This is a genomic window from Pseudomonas sp. PS01270, from assembly GCF_029959775.1.
GTDB classification, from domain to species: domain Bacteria; phylum Pseudomonadota; class Gammaproteobacteria; order Pseudomonadales; family Pseudomonadaceae; genus Aquipseudomonas; species Aquipseudomonas atacamensis.
The window spans coordinates 33,695-47,283 of record NZ_JASCPT010000031.1; the positions used below are offsets into that span (position 1 = coordinate 33,695).

Consider the following 13,589-nt stretch of genomic DNA (forward strand, 5'->3'; position numbering starts at 1 on the left):
GTGAGGGGATGTACGGTCGAGCAAGACCACTGATCCTCGGATAGTTGACCATTATCAACTACGACCCTGCCGCCGCGGCTCAAGCTCTGCTCTGCACTCACACGCCGGCGGAGGGAAAGCCATCATGGCCACCATGAAAGCCGCAATATTCGTTGAAAAAAACCGCATCGTGCTCGATGACAAGCCGATTCCCGAGGTCGGGCCGCTGGATGCGTTGATCCGCGTGACCACCACCACCATTTGCGGCACCGACGTGCATATCCTGCGCGGCGAATACCCTGTGGCCAAAGGGCTGACCATCGGCCACGAACCGGTCGGCATTATTGAGCGATTGGGTTCGCAAGTACGTGGATTTGTCGAAGGGCAGCGGGTGATCGCCGGTGCCATCACCCCCAGCGGGCACAGTTACGCGTGCCTGTGTGGCTGCGGCTCGCAGGACGGCCCCGACACCCGGCACGGCTTCAAGGCCATCGGTGGCTGGAAGTTTGGCAACACGATCGACGGTTGCCAGGCCGAGTACGTGTTGGTGCCGGATGCACAGGCCAACCTGTGCCCGATCCCCGATCAGTTGAGCGATGAACAGGTGCTGATGTGCCCGGACATCATGTCCACCGGGTTCTCGGGGGCGGAGCGCGGCGAGATCGCCATCGGCGACGCTGTCGCGGTATTTGCATTGGGCCCGATCGGCCTCTGCGCCGTGGCCGGAGCACGGCTGAAGGGCGCCACCACGATTATCGGTGTCGACGCGGTGGCCGAACGCATGGCCATGGCGCACCGACTGGGCGCGACCCATACCGTCAATTTCAAGGACGGCAATGTGGTGGAACAGATCATGGCGTTGACCGATGGCCGTGGCGTGGATGTGTCCATCGAAGCGCTGGGCACCCAAGGCACGTTCGAGTCGGCATTGCGGGTGCTGCGCCCGGGCGGGCGCTTGTCCAGCCTCGGGGTGTATTCCAGCGATCTGCACATCCCGCTCGGCGCGTTTGCCGCCGGATTGGGCGATTACAGCATTGTTTCCACCCTGTGCCCCGGCGGCAAGGAACGCATGCGTCGCCTGATGGCGGTGGTGCAGAGCGGCGCCGTCGATCTGTCACCGCTGGTGACTCACCGTTTCAGACTGGACGACATCGAGCAGGCCTATGAGTTGTTCGCTCATCAACGCGACGGAGTCATGAAAGTCGCAATCACTCCTTGAAAGCACCTTGGCGTGCCGCTGAAACCGGGGTTTGCATGAACATCAAGATCACTGAAAAACACGCTCCCCACGGCTGGGTCGTGCACATGGATGACTGGGATGTGGGCTTCAGGAGCCTCAAGGCTGCGCAGGAATTTGTCGAGGTGCTTGAGGCCCGTATCAACGCCCCTCACGAGTGGCCGAATGCGTTTGCCCAGCCGTTGCCAGCAAGGCCGGCAACGGCTCGCCGCATCAGCGCAAGTGTTGAATGCTCGCCATAAGCCGAGCAGGGTGCGCAAACCCTGCGGGACGCTACCCATGAATGAGGTTTTTGATCTGTCCGGCGCCGCTGCGGCGTTGGGGATCGGCATGCTCATCGGTCTTGAGCGTGAACGGCACAAGGGCACTGGCGATGCGCGACACTGCGCCGGCTTGCGCACGTTCGCCATTACCGCACTGTTGGGATATGTCGCGCTACAGGTCGGCGGTGGCCTGCTGCTGGGGATCATCGCTGTCTGTGTCACGTTGCTGACCAGCGTCGCCTACTGGCGCAGTCAGAGCGACGATCCCGGGGTGACCAGCGAGGTGGCGTTGACCGCAGTGCTGGTCCTGGGCGCGTTGTGCGCAACCGCGCCGGCGCTGGCCATTGCCCTTGGCGTGGTGATCGCGGGCCTTCTGGCGTATCGCCAGGCGCTGCATCACTTTGCCAACAGCCAGTTGTCCGAAACGGAAATGCGTGATGGCCTGATCCTGCTGATCGCAGCGCTGGTGATACTGCCTTTGGCACCGGACCGATATATCGGCCCGTACGCCGCGATCAATCTGCGCACCATTTGTACCGTGACGGTGTTGCTGATGCTGGTCGGCGCGTTCGGCCACATTGCCGTGCGCGCCTTGGGCTCGCGCTATGGCTACGTCATCAGCGCGATTGCATCCGGCTTCGCCTCCAGTACCGTGACGATCGCGACCATGGGCCAACGCCTTGCCCATGAGCCGGGCAATATCCGCATCCTCAGCGCCGCTGCGATTTTCTCCAATCTCGCAACGGTGATACAGGTCGGCCTGATCCTGACGATGGTTGATGCGGATCTGCTGACCAGTTTATGGGCGCCACTGCTCTTCGGCTTGATCGCTACGTTGTTGTACGGCGCCTGCCTGATGTTCCCCGACCCCACACGAGGGAGCCGCAGCAAGCCGGTCGACACGGCAGGGGCGTTCAATCTGAAACTCGCGGTCATCGTGACACTGACGCTTACCGGCATCACATTCGTCTCCTCGGCCATGCTCAGCCACTTTGGTCAGGCAGGCTTGTGGCTGACCGCAATGCTTTCGGGCTTTGCCGATGCGCACTCTGCAACAGCGTCCATCGCCAGTCTGGCCAAGGCAGGCCAGGTTCCTTATGACTCGATAGCGGTGCCAGCGCTGATTGCCGTCAGCAGTAACTCGGTGAGCAAATGCGTGGTGGCGTGGGTCAGCGGCGGCAGGCGTTTCGCTGCCTGCGTGATCCCGGGCCAGGTATTGCTGACCTTGGCCATGTGGGCGGGCAACGTGCTGTTTTGAGCGCAGTCAGTGCTCTTGCTGACAAAGATCAAGCTGCCAATGGCCACAGCATTCACCCTGAAGTCTGTTTCTCCTGGCTGGCCGCATGCCGAGGTATCCCATGTCACAGACTCCGCGTTTACTGTTGATCGCTCCTTCAGCCATGGAGCGCACGCCGGCGTTCGAGCGCGCGGCCGCACTGGCCCAGGCCATGCAATTGCCGTTGCACATCGTGGCCTTCGATTACTTGCAGGCGCTGGCCGTGGCAGGGCTGTTTGCCCCCGAGCAGATCCGCCTCGCCCGCGATGGTTATCTGCGCACCCACCGGCAGTGGCTCGCAGAGCAGGCTTCATTGCTGGCGAGGCATCAGATCATGGTCACCAGCGAAGTGATGTGGGTCCAGGATCCCTTCGCCGAGATCCTGCAGTTCATCAACGAGATGCCGTTGCTATTGATCATCAAGGATGTGCAGCACGAATCCGTGCTGGAGCGTATTTTCTACACCCCGCTGGACTGGCAACTGTTGCGCGATTGCCCGGTGCCGGTGCATCTGGTGACCGACGACACCCATCCGCGCCTGCGCCGTGTCCTGGCCATCGTCGACGTCTTGCGCAGCGAAGAGCAGGACTGCCTGTTCAACGATCAGATCATTGATGCCGCCGCCCAACTCGCCGCGCAGTGCGATGCCGGTCTTGATGTGGTGCATGTTTACGACTGGACGGCGGTTTACGCCACGGACATGGGGTTCGGCGCATTGCCGCTGGCCACCGGGATTCATGAAGCACTGGGCACTGCGCAGCATGAGGCATTTACGGCCTTGGCCGAGCGCCACGGCGTGCCGGTCTCATGCCGGCACTTCATCGAGGGCGCACCGGTGCACAGTATCTGCGGGTTCGCCATCGACAAGCAGATTGACGTCATTGTCATGGGCACAGTGCAGCACCACGGCTTGAGCAAGTTGTTAGGCACCACCGCCGAACAGCTGCTGCATCGGGCACCTTGCAGTGTGTTGGCGATCAAGCCGCAACCCACACTGCAATCCTGAAACACGATCGCCCCGAGGTGCGTCGTTGGCCGACTCACCTCGGGGCGATTCATTTACAGGTCAAGACGATGAATGACCTGGCGTGCGTCGTCCGGATCATTGTGGGTCTCGAAGCCCAGGCTTTTGGCCAGATCGCGCATCGCTGAGTTACTGGCGGCATCGACCGAGTACATCTGGCGGAATCCGTTGCGGCGGACTGCCTTGATCAGATGCTCCATCAGCAACGTGCCCAGCCCCAAGTGCTGCCATTCATCGGCGACCGTCACCGCGCATTCGCATTGATGGGCGCCTGTGCCGGCATAGCGGCTGATGCCGATTTCGATCAACTTGCCGTTCTCGTGAACCAGTGCAATGAAGGCGGTGCGCTGTTTGTTATCGGTGTCCATCAACTGGTCGAGCAGAGCGGTGCCGGGTTCGCTGATCTGGGCGAGAAAACGCATGTGCCTGGATTCGGGCGACAGGCGCTTGATGAAGTCGTATTCGCGCAGGCGATCCTTTTCCGTGAGGGGCCGGATCAATACATGGCGGCCGTCCTTGAGCGCCTCAATCCAGTATTGTCCGGCGACCGCCGCATAAGCGGCCACGGCCTGATCGTTGTGGTCTTTGACGGTGAGCATGGTCATTCTCCATCCGGTTCGAAAGGCTGGCGGACGCTGAAAAAGCGTCCGCTTGCCTTCCTTCTACGCGGTTGCCCACGGCGACATCTGATCTACATCAGACGCCTCTTTCATTGACCCGGGCTTGATGTAAATCAACGCCGGGCAAGGGCGAGAGGGCGCAGTCTTGAAGCCTGCCGGCCCACCGCGCCGGTGCCGAGCGGAGGTGTGTGATGGGCCAATATGAACGTCTGTTGCTGGTCGCCGACCAGACGCTGCATCAATCGGCGGCGATGCTGCGTGCCATCGCGCTGGCCAAGGCGAGCGGGGCGGCGCTGGATGTGCGGGCCTTCGTCGAGCCGGTGCCGATCACCCATCTGTGGGAGGAAAAAATCGATGACGTGGATGCTCAGCGCTATCAGCGGCGCTACCGTCGCTGGGTGGCCGATGAGCTCGAGCAGCTCAGCAACCAGGGGCTGGACGGCACGGTTGATGTGGTCTTCTCCAGCCATCCGCTGCTGGACATCCTCAAGACCGTCCATGTGCTCAAGCCCGACCTGTTGATCAAGGATGTGCGACTGGAACCGGCGCTCAAACGCGTGTTCATCACGCCACTCGATTGCCACCTGCTGCGTGAGTGTCCGATTCCGGTGCATCTGGTCAATCAGATTCGCTATGCGTTGCCGCATCGTTTCGTGGCAGCCGTGGACCCGTTCGATCCGGATACCCAAATCAGTGGCTTGAACGACGTGATCATACGGTCGGCGAACGCTTTGGCGGTGCAATGCGACGTGCCGTTGCACCTGCTCTGCGCCTACGATTTGTCCGCCGCTTTCAACGGCGATGCACCAATGATCAACGGTGGCTGGAACGAAGATTTGGCGAACGAACTGCGTCAGACACTGCATCAGGCTTTTGTCGCCCTTGCCGATCGCCACGGCGTGCCCCCTGAGCGTCGACACTTCGTCATGGGCCATCCAGTGCAGGTCATCAATGAGTTCGTCGAGCAGTACCTGGCCGACGTGGTGGTGATGGGCACGGTTCATCGCGTGGGCATCGAACGCGTGATCGGCAGCACCACCGAGCGCGCATTGTATTCGCTGCCAGGGAGCATTCTGGCCGTGAGGAAAGAGCCTGTGCGGTGAGCATGATCGCAGCGTAGCGAGCCGGCCTGTTCGCTGGCTCGCTAGGGTATTGCATAGATCTTGAACAGCTTCTTGGCCGCATCGCCGGCGCCGCCCAGATGTTTGTCGAACGCCTGTTCAATTTCGCCGGATCGGTACATATCACTCAGCGCAGTGTCGACCAGCAGACGGAAATCCTCATCCTCTCGATCCACTGCCATCGCCGTCGGTGCGTACTCGAAAATCCGCTCCAGCAGCACCAGGTTGCCCGATGGATAATTTCTGGTCAGCAGATGCTTGAGCAGCATGCGTTCAGCAAAGAAGGCATCGGCTTTGCCATTGGCAACCAGATTCAGACCGGCTTCTGCGTTTTCTACGGTGACCAGCGTGGCTACTACACCCAGCAATCGCATCTGCTGTTGTATCCACGTCTCGGTGACACCACCAGCAATGGCGGCATAGGTCTGATTGGCCAGACCACGGTTCACCGTGGCTCGCCATGTTGGCCCGGTATGGGCCACTTTGCCATTCAGCACATTGAGCAAGGTTTCGGACGCATCCTGGCGCACCACAGCCGAGAGGCCAGCGGTGTAAATCGGCACCGAGTAGCTGACGATCCTGCGCCGCGCCAGCGTGGGTGGGGTCGGCGTACAAAGAATGTCGATCCTGCCGGAACTGACGGCGTTCATCTCGTCATTGAGCGAGACCGGCTGGTACTGGATTTTCAACGCCGGCAGATTCAGATCGATCCTGACCCTCTCGGCTATTTTCAGACAGAGATCGATGGCATAGCCGCTGGCTTTATCGGCGGCCTGATCACTGAACGGCATGAAGTCAGGCACGTAGCCAAGGGTGATCGCTTGACTGGCACGGATGCGCTCCAGCGTGTTGCCATGGGTCACTACCGGTAGCAGCGCAAGGACGCAGGCGAGCAGCAGGTGGTGGGCTCTGATCAGTTTCACGTTCATGCGCGCGGTTCCTCGAATTCAGATATCTGTGCTGTACCGAAGACTTCGATCAAGGGTTATCAGGCCGGGGGCCGACAGGCGCAGGGGCAGCGACAAAACGTTTGGCAAGGAAACCGTAAAGCAGGTAGCCGAACACCAGGACCAGGATGCCGCCGAATACCGCGTCCTTGCCGCAGGCATACAGCGCATACAAGGAATAGGCCACGGCAACCACTAACAGCAGGGTATTGCGCGTGTATACGGCGGCGCTGACTCTGGCTTTGTACATCATCACCAGCAGCCCGGTGGCTGCCGTCACATAGGGAATCAGGTTGGTCACCGCGGCGAGGCTGACGAGTTTTCCAAACTGCGCGCTCGCGTTCGGCGAAATGGTCGACAGCGCCATACAGGTCTGCAGGACGCCGCAGACCAGCATCCCGACGATGGGGGCGTTGCGTGCGCTGACCTTGCAGAAAAATTTTGGAAACATGCCCTGATCAGCGGTCACCTTGGCCGTTTGCGCCAATGTGAACTGCCAGCCCAGCAGCGAGCCAACACAGGCCATCACCGCGAGCGCCATGATGATGTTGCCGACCAGGGGATTGAACATGTGCGCATAAACGAGCGCGAAAGGCGCTGACGAGTTGGCCAGTTCGGCGTTGGGAATAATGCCCTGAATGACCGTCGTCGATAGCACATAGACCACCGCTGCCCCCAGTGTCCCGAACAGACAGGCCAGCGGTACGGTGCGCTTGGGGTTTTCCACCGCATCTGAGGCCTGGGCTGCCGACTCCATGCCGAGAAACGCCCAAAGCGTGAGGGGAATCGCTTTGCTGATGGCCTCGGATATTGGCAGTTGGTTCGGGTTCCAGGCGGCGATGATCAGCTCCGGTTTGAACCAGAACCAACCGATGATGCTCAAGCCCGCTACAGGAATGATCACCCCCCACACCGTAACTGCACCAATCCTGCCGGTGATGCCTGGGCCGCCGAAATTCGCCACGGTGGTCAGCCAGAGCAGGCCGACCGTTCCAATGAATAATGGAATGGCGCCGCTTCCCAGCCAGGGCATGAACGACGTCATGTAGCCCACTGCCGAAATGGCCACCGCCACGTTGGCGATGGCCAGCGACAGGAAGTACAGGTAAGAGCACAGAAAAAAGCCTGACTTTGCATGCGCCTCTTCGGTGTAGGCGGATAGCCCGCCTGAGCGCAGGCAGAAGATCCCGCATTGGGAAAAGCAGTACGCGATAGCCATCGAGCCGACAGCGGTGACGATCCATGACAGCAATGAAACAGCCCCGAGTTGGGCCATGCTCGTCGGCAACATGATGATGCCTGAGCCCATCATGTTCACCGTCACCAGTGTGGTGAGCCCCACGAGGCTCATTTTCTTGCTTGAGTCGGCCATCGGAGTTCCCTCGATTTGCGCAACGCGTCACCGCTCAGCCATCGAACGCACTGGGAGACAGGCTCAGGCTGCCGACGAAAATGGCGACGGGCTATCTGAGCAACTGCCGGAGAAGGCTCATGCGCCTGCCCATTCCTTGCGCTGTGAGGGGTGTTCGGGCAGACGCTTGATCACGTCCCGTCACAACCCTAGTCGCGGCAGACGGTGGCATTTCTGACAATTATCAATTAATCCGATTTGCCAGCCGTGACACCCATGGATTGGCACTCAAGCCATGGAGCAGCACGCTGAGTAAAACGGTACAGGCCGCCACGGCTACCAACGTCCGACCGGTTTGCAGAGGGTAGTCCAAAATCATTATGGCGAAGACGATGCTGGCCAAACCTCGCGGGCCGAACCAGCCGATGAACAGGCGGGTTTCGAAATCGAAGCCGGTTCCCGCCAGGCTGACAAGTACCGGCACGATGCGAATCACGGTCAGACTGAGCAACGCATACAGCCAGACATCGACCGTGAAACTGCTCCAGACCGAGGGGATCACCAGTGCGCCGAACACGACCCAGGTGATGATCGACAGCAGGCTGGCGAACTCTTCACTGGCCTTGAGCAGGTCATGTTTTTGTTCAGCGAACAGATAGCTGGCGAGCAGCCCGCCGACGAACGCGGCGATAAACCCGCTACCACCCAGTGTCTGGGCGGTGGCAAAGCAAAGCACCGCCAACCCGGGCAGCGTCAGCTGCGACCACATCGGTGTCTGCCAGTGATGTTTTGCAGAGTAGCGCTGCATCAGCCAGGCCATGAAAGTCAGGGTGCCGCCGATGAGCGCGCCGATACCAAGCTCCTCGAAAAAAAGCTCTATCGCCAGCGAGAGGGGGGACTGCGTGTGCTCTTCGATCAACAAGGCCAGGAACATCAACAACACCGGAACACAAATGCCGTCGTTGAGCCCGCTTTCCACGTTCAATCCCTCGCGCACGGGCGCCGCAACCTTGGGATTGCTCACGACAGCCTTGCCCAGCGCTGCGTCTGTGGGGGCCAGAAGGATTGCCAGTAATGCCAACTCGATCAAGGGCGCCTGCGGGAACAGCCAGATGCCCAGCAGCCAGCCACTCAGCATGGTCAGCGGCAGACCGATCAACAGCAAGCGCAGCGGTAATCCTTCGTGCGCCTTGAGAACTTTGAGATCGGCATTGGCGGCATCGCTGAACAGGACGATCGCCAATGTCAGTTCTGCAAGAATCCTGAGCCCATGACTATCGATCCGTGGTTGCAGAATGCCCAGAAACGCCGGGCCGAGAATCAGACCCGCCAGCATGAACATCAGTGGTCCATTGAGCAGACGTGACTCGAATCGCCCGGCAAATATGCTGTAGGTCAGAAGGAAAGCGGCAAGCAGGGCGAGGTTCTGATACATGACCGCTTGCCTGTTCTGATGGATGCCACAGCAATGGCATTACGGGCCTTCTCAGGCGGACAGGGCGCCCATCGCTCCGATACGACTTGCCCCAATGAGCGCAAAGCCTCGGCGGGCGGGCATGGAAGGGCTCAATGACTCTGGCGGTTGCAGCCGGACACCATCTGCTTGAGGCCGTCCATGTTGCGGATTTTCACGTCGCGCGCGGTGATTTCCACCAAACCCTGATCGCGCAAGTGGGCAATGCCGCGGCAAATGGTCTCCAGACGCAGCCCAAGGTAGGAGCCGATTTCTTCGCGGCGCATTTTCAGCACGAACTCTTTCGAGGAATAGCCACGGGAGCTCAGGCGTTGTGAGAGGTTGAGCAGGAAAGCGGCCAGACGCTCATCGGAGTTCATGTTGCCCATGAGCATCAACATGCTGTGGTCGCGCACGATTTCCCGGCTCAGCAACTTGTTGAGGTTGTGCTGCAGCGATGGCAGGCTTTGCGCGAGTTTTTCCAGCTGTGCGAAGTGAATCGGACAGACTTCGCTGTCTTCCAGCGCATACGCAGTACACGCGTGTTGATCGATGCTGATGGCGTCCAGCCCGAGCATTTCGCCGGGAATATGAAAACCGGTCACTTGCTCGCGGCCATCGACGGAGACCACGCTGGTCTTGAACGAACCTATTCGCACAGCGTACAGCGAGCGCAGCGGGTCCCCGGTCCGGTAGAGAGCGGCACCTTTCTTCACCTTGTATCGCTGCACGATCAGCGTGTCGAGCCGCTCGACCTCCGCGCCCGTCAGGCCAAGCGGCAGGCATAACTCAACCACGCTGCAGTTGGAACAGGCAGTTTTGAGAATCGGCGGGGGCGAGTGGGCTTCAAGCATGGATTAGCAGCCTCCAATGAGTGTGATAAGCATAGAAGTCTTCGCAGCGCACGTGCCTTTCGTTTGGCGTGCCAGCGTGATTACGGACGAACGGCGGGGAGGGGAATCACAAAGGCAACGGCCTCTGCGCCGCTCTTGTGTCGCAGGGTTGATGGGGAGACTTGATGCATATCAAGCGTGGCGGTTGGCAGAGTTGCAGAATCGTCCAATGGCGCTGACTGGAAATACACGTGATGTTCAGGCTCAAACGAATTCTGTTGATCGCACCTGCCGAAATGACCCGCACCCCGGCGTTTGATCGCGCCCAGGCGCTGGCTCGGGCCACTGGCGCGTTGCTGCACATCGTGGCGTTCGATCATGTCCAGTCCCTGGCGTTGGCCGGTCTGTTCGACCACGACGCCATGGCGCAAGCGCGTGAAGGCTATTTGCAGATGCATCGCCAGTGGCTGGAGCAGCAGGCCCGGTTTCAACGTGGCGCCGGCGTGCAAGTCAGCACCGAAGTGGTCTGGGCCAGGGCCACGCCGGCGCATGTACTTGAGTACATCAATGACTTTCATGTCGATCTGGTGATCAAGGATGCTCACCATGTTTCAGCACTCAATCAAACGTTTCACCAGCCGTTGGACTGGCTATTGGTACGAGATTGTCCCGCCTGCGTGCATCTGGTCACCGAGGCCGCACATCCGAAACCCTTGAAGATACTGGCGGCCATTGACCTGTCGCATCTCGAGGATCTGACCCAAGGGCTCAACGACCGGATACTCGGCGTTGCATCGACATTGGCGTCGAAATGCGATGCATCGTTGCACTTGTTGAACGTCGCCAATTGGTCAGTGGTGGGTGATGCGGCGATGAGTGTGCCGAACTTGAGTCTGGATCACAGTTTGCGCGATGCGATCAACGACACTCAGCAGGAAGCCTTCGATACGCTGGCCGAGCGCTATGGTCTCGATGAAGAACATAGCCACCTGCTCTCAGGTGTCCCGTTCCGGGTGATCGAAGACTTCGCCCGGCAGCACGCGTTCGATCTGCTGGTGCTCGGCATCTGTCACCATCAAGCGCTCGACGGCTTTATCGGCGGCACGGCCGAATGCCTGATGAACCGGGCTCCTTGCAGTTTGTTGATGGTCAAGGCAATGCCTGCCACAGCCTGACCGGTCATCGCAGCAGTTGATGGTAATCGGTTGGGGGTAATCCATCAGTGACTGCGCCCGCCGTGTGCGTAATGCCATTGTTGCCAGGCGTGCCGATATTTCTCATCGGCGCGTTTCCTCGCTTCAGTGAACTTGTGCATGGTGTCTGGAGAAAACGGCTCTTCAAGGACGGCATAGGCCCGTTCGCTGAGCCGATCGGCTTCGTGAAACAGTGCGCCACTGTCATCGATCGCGTCGGGGACATTGGCGGTTGTCATGGCTGGATCATTGATGACCATATCGTGAACCTCGCAAAGCAAGAATGAGGGTGGGTTGCGGACCTGTCACCCTGTGGCCGCATCTGTAACCTTCACGCCTTCGAGCAGCTTGTGACTGTCCCTGATCCGAGATGCGGGCGCAGCCGAGTCATGACTCTATTTCGATCCAGTTTGTCGTCGCAGCGATTGATCCAGATCAATGTCGCTCGCCAGTTTCATCGCCGCTTTGTCGGTTTTCCAGGCGCTTGCGCAAGGGTGGTGGACAAGCCTCGATATTCAGGTTTTTCAGGGGGAGGACGCGCACCAGGGGCCTTGCATATGACATTTATCAAGGAAGTCGCCGGGCTATGGCGCAACCTCGATTGACGTTGTTGTCCGGTTCTTTCGGCCCGGGTCAGCTGCGAGTGACATGAGCGCAGACGTCCATCTCTCTGGAGACAAACATGAGCCAATATCAACACTTGTTGCTGATCATCAACCCGGCCCTGCGCCATTCCCCGGCGATAAGGCAGGCCGCCGCCCTGGCTAAAGCCAGCGGCGCGTCGCTGCACATCGCAGCCTTGATCAAATGGTGGGATTTCCTGTCGCTGCTGGAGGAAGGGGATCGGGCAAGGGCCCGTGCGGCCTATTTGCAGGACCATCACGAGTGGCTGGCAAGCCAGGCTGCCAGCCTGCGAGCCGAAGGTTTGCGGGTGACGACGGAGGTTGGCTGGTCCGAAGACATGAAACGGGAGATCCTCGATCACGTCACCGTGAACCAGCCCGACTTGCTGATCAAGGAAGTGCAGCACGAATCCTTACTCAAACGCGCTTTGTTTACCCCATTGGATTGGCAGCTGCTGCGTGATTGTCCGGTGCCGGTCTACCTGTTGGGCGCTGCTGGCCCGGGTCTGCCGCGCAAGGTCGTAGCGGCAGTGGATGTAGCTGCAAGCGAAGATGATGGGGGCGCTCTCAATGACCGGATCGTCGAACAGGCGACATCCTTCGCCACTCAGTTCGGTGCAGAGTTGCACCTGTTATATGCCTATGACGTCTCGCAAAATTATCTGGATGAAGTGGTGAACAACTGGACGGTTTCGGAATTGATGAATGCCCGGCGCCAGGAACTGCAAGCGCATTACTGCGCTTTGGCGAGGAAATTCGGTGTGACGGCCGAGCACAGGCATAGCAGGGAGGGACATCCCGTGGCGGCGATCAGTGAGTTTGCCGATGAGCACGATGTGGACGTGATTGTGATGGGCAGGGTTCAACGTCACGGGCTGGAAAAACTGCTGGGAAGTACCACCGAACATATTCTGTACCAGGTCCCCTGCAGCGTACTGGCGGTCTAGCGCAAACGCTGGTGCACCTTACAAAGTCAGCGTTCCGGCCCACAACATCCGGCCAGCGTAAATCGCGACGGCCCAGATGATGATCAACACACCCGTTTCCGGACCGCTGAGCGGCTGGCCCTGGCGCGTTTTCAACGTGCCCAGGTGAATCAACGAGCCAGGCGCGTAGAGCAGAGCGCTGAGCAGCAGGTATTTGGGGCCGGCGGCATACAGCTGAATCAATCGGATGATCATTCCCCCGCCGGAATCGATAACGTCGCCCTCAAACCTCCCTCTGCGCGGTTTGTCAGTTCAATCCGTCCGTTCAGTCGCATCGCGATGGTGTTGACAATGGTCAACCCCAACCCGGCGCCATGCGCCGTGCCACGGCTGTAGAAACGCTCGAACAATCGCTCTCTGTCCGATTCATCGATTCCCGGCCCTTGATCGTCAACCGTCAAATGACAGAAGCCATCGGACTTGCTCAGGTGCACGGTGATCGCACCGTGTTCGGGGGAGAAATTCGCCGCGTTGGTGATCAGGTTATTCAGCGCGATATCGATGGCGGCGGGGTCGGCGAGGACATGAAACGGTTGGTCGCTGACCTCGAAGATCAACTCAAGGTGTTTGCTCAGCAACCACGGTGTCAATTGCACCAGGCTGTTGCGTACGGTTTCGCTGAGATCAATGCGTTGCAGTGGCGGCGGGTTGGGTTTGGGTTCAAGGCGCGCCATGGTCAGCAG

The 13,589-nt window shown here is 59.7% G+C and carries 15 protein-coding genes; 7 read left to right on the plus strand and 8 right to left on the minus strand.

Going from position 1 to position 13,589, the window contains the following annotated elements:
* Nucleotides 1–124: 124 nt before the first annotated feature.
* The 4 genes from QMX86_RS11930 (at nt 125) to QMX86_RS11945 (ending at nt 3,761) form a co-directional block, all read left to right on the plus strand.
* The gene (locus tag QMX86_RS11930) at nt 125–1,198 is read left to right on the plus strand and encodes an NAD(P)-dependent alcohol dehydrogenase (RefSeq protein ID WP_282382797.1); all 1,074 of its coding nucleotides are present in this window, start codon (nt 125–127) and stop codon (nt 1,196–1,198) included.
* A 35-nt stretch (nt 1,199–1,233) separates the two neighbouring features.
* A complete protein-coding gene (locus tag QMX86_RS11935; protein ID WP_016774525.1) occupies nt 1,234–1,458 on the plus strand; it encodes a hypothetical protein in 225 nt (74 codons plus the stop codon).
* Between the two features lie 37 nt (nt 1,459–1,495).
* Nucleotides 1,496–2,737, plus strand: a complete 1,242-nt coding sequence (locus tag QMX86_RS11940; protein WP_122602036.1) for a DUF4010 domain-containing protein — start codon at nt 1,496–1,498, stop codon at nt 2,735–2,737.
* A gap of 100 nt (nt 2,738–2,837) precedes the next feature.
* Nucleotides 2,838–3,761: a universal stress protein gene (locus tag QMX86_RS11945; RefSeq protein WP_282382789.1), complete on the plus strand. Its 924-nt coding sequence runs from the start codon at nt 2,838–2,840 to the stop codon at nt 3,759–3,761.
* A 53-nt stretch (nt 3,762–3,814) separates the two neighbouring features.
* Here QMX86_RS11945 and QMX86_RS11950 read toward each other — a convergent pair whose 3' ends face one another.
* Nucleotides 3,815–4,378, minus strand: coding sequence for a GNAT family N-acetyltransferase (locus QMX86_RS11950; RefSeq protein ID WP_282382786.1), 564 nt, complete (start codon nt 4,376–4,378; stop codon nt 3,815–3,817).
* A 212-nt stretch (nt 4,379–4,590) separates the two neighbouring features.
* On the opposite strand from QMX86_RS11950, the gene QMX86_RS11955 reads away from it, so the two are divergent.
* Nucleotides 4,591–5,502 carry a universal stress protein gene (locus QMX86_RS11955; protein ID WP_282382783.1) on the plus strand — a complete coding sequence of 304 codons (912 nt, stop codon included), beginning with the start codon at nt 4,591–4,593 and terminating at the stop codon, nt 5,500–5,502.
* Nucleotides 5,503–5,543: 41 nt separating this feature from the next.
* On the opposite strand, the gene QMX86_RS11960 is transcribed toward QMX86_RS11955, so the two are convergent.
* The 4 genes from QMX86_RS11960 to fnr all read right to left on the minus strand — a co-directional run bounded on the left by QMX86_RS11960 (nt 5,544) and on the right by fnr (nt 10,125).
* A complete protein-coding gene (locus QMX86_RS11960) occupies nt 5,544–6,449 on the minus strand; it encodes an amino acid ABC transporter substrate-binding protein (RefSeq protein WP_282382778.1) in 906 nt (301 codons plus the stop codon).
* 49 nt (nt 6,450–6,498) lie between these two features.
* On the minus strand, nt 6,499–7,839 hold the full coding sequence (gene potE / locus QMX86_RS11965; RefSeq protein ID WP_282382775.1) for a putrescine-ornithine antiporter: 1,341 nt from the start codon (nt 7,837–7,839) through the stop codon (nt 6,499–6,501).
* Between the two features lie 223 nt (nt 7,840–8,062).
* Nucleotides 8,063–9,253, minus strand: a complete 1,191-nt coding sequence (locus QMX86_RS11970) for a cation:proton antiporter (protein WP_282382772.1) — start codon at nt 9,251–9,253, stop codon at nt 8,063–8,065.
* A gap of 131 nt (nt 9,254–9,384) precedes the next feature.
* On the minus strand, nt 9,385–10,125 hold the full coding sequence (gene fnr / locus QMX86_RS11975; protein WP_073474686.1) for a fumarate/nitrate reduction transcriptional regulator Fnr: 741 nt from the start codon (nt 10,123–10,125) through the stop codon (nt 9,385–9,387).
* A gap of 233 nt (nt 10,126–10,358) precedes the next feature.
* Between fnr and QMX86_RS11980 the strand changes: the two genes are divergently transcribed.
* Nucleotides 10,359–11,279: a universal stress protein gene (locus QMX86_RS11980; protein WP_282382764.1), complete on the plus strand. Its 921-nt coding sequence runs from the start codon at nt 10,359–10,361 to the stop codon at nt 11,277–11,279.
* A gap of 44 nt (nt 11,280–11,323) precedes the next feature.
* Here QMX86_RS11980 and QMX86_RS11985 read toward each other — a convergent pair whose 3' ends face one another.
* On the minus strand, nt 11,324–11,536 hold the full coding sequence (locus QMX86_RS11985; RefSeq protein WP_225914367.1) for a hypothetical protein: 213 nt from the start codon (nt 11,534–11,536) through the stop codon (nt 11,324–11,326).
* 443 nt (nt 11,537–11,979) lie between these two features.
* Between QMX86_RS11985 and QMX86_RS11990 the strand changes: the two genes are divergently transcribed.
* Nucleotides 11,980–12,867, plus strand: a complete 888-nt coding sequence (locus tag QMX86_RS11990; RefSeq protein ID WP_282382754.1) for a universal stress protein — start codon at nt 11,980–11,982, stop codon at nt 12,865–12,867.
* An 18-nt stretch (nt 12,868–12,885) separates the two neighbouring features.
* Here the strand turns inward: QMX86_RS11990 and QMX86_RS11995 are convergent, their stop codons facing one another.
* Nucleotides 12,886–13,101 (minus strand): hypothetical protein, encoded by a 216-nt coding sequence (locus QMX86_RS11995; protein ID WP_282382751.1) that lies wholly within the window; start codon nt 13,099–13,101, stop codon nt 12,886–12,888.
* A partial coding sequence (locus QMX86_RS12000) for an ATP-binding protein (RefSeq protein ID WP_282390393.1) occupies nt 13,098–13,589 on the minus strand: 492 nt, incomplete at its 5' end. The genes QMX86_RS11995 and QMX86_RS12000, both read right to left, overlap by 4 nt.

Excerpts from the sequence above, each read along its gene's own strand:
- QMX86_RS11950 (WP_282382786.1), bottom strand. The coding sequence starts at position 4,378 with ATGCTCACCGTCAAAGACCACAACGATCAGGCCGTGGCCGCTTATGCG.
- QMX86_RS11970 (WP_282382772.1), bottom strand. The coding sequence starts at position 9,253 with ATGTATCAGAACCTCGCCCTGCTTGCCGCTTTCCTTCTGACCTACAGC.
- QMX86_RS11935 (WP_016774525.1), top strand. The coding sequence starts at position 1,234 with ATGAACATCAAGATCACTGAAAAACACGCTCCCCACGGCTGGGTCGTG.
- QMX86_RS11955 (WP_282382783.1), top strand. The coding sequence starts at position 4,591 with ATGGGCCAATATGAACGTCTGTTGCTGGTCGCCGACCAGACGCTGCAT.
- QMX86_RS11995 (WP_282382751.1), bottom strand. The coding sequence starts at position 13,101 with ATGATCATCCGATTGATTCAGCTGTATGCCGCCGGCCCCAAATACCTG.
- QMX86_RS11940 (WP_122602036.1), top strand. The coding sequence starts at position 1,496 with ATGAATGAGGTTTTTGATCTGTCCGGCGCCGCTGCGGCGTTGGGGATC.
- potE (WP_282382775.1), bottom strand. The coding sequence starts at position 7,839 with ATGGCCGACTCAAGCAAGAAAATGAGCCTCGTGGGGCTCACCACACTG.
- fnr (WP_073474686.1), bottom strand. The coding sequence starts at position 10,125 with ATGCTTGAAGCCCACTCGCCCCCGCCGATTCTCAAAACTGCCTGTTCC.
- QMX86_RS11990 (WP_282382754.1), top strand. The coding sequence starts at position 11,980 with ATGAGCCAATATCAACACTTGTTGCTGATCATCAACCCGGCCCTGCGC.
- QMX86_RS11945 (WP_282382789.1), top strand. The coding sequence starts at position 2,838 with ATGTCACAGACTCCGCGTTTACTGTTGATCGCTCCTTCAGCCATGGAG.
- QMX86_RS11985 (WP_225914367.1), bottom strand. The coding sequence starts at position 11,536 with ATGACAACCGCCAATGTCCCCGACGCGATCGATGACAGTGGCGCACTG.
- QMX86_RS11980 (WP_282382764.1), top strand. The coding sequence starts at position 10,359 with ATGTTCAGGCTCAAACGAATTCTGTTGATCGCACCTGCCGAAATGACC.
- QMX86_RS11960 (WP_282382778.1), bottom strand. The coding sequence starts at position 6,449 with ATGAACGTGAAACTGATCAGAGCCCACCACCTGCTGCTCGCCTGCGTC.
- QMX86_RS11930 (WP_282382797.1), top strand. The coding sequence starts at position 125 with ATGGCCACCATGAAAGCCGCAATATTCGTTGAAAAAAACCGCATCGTG.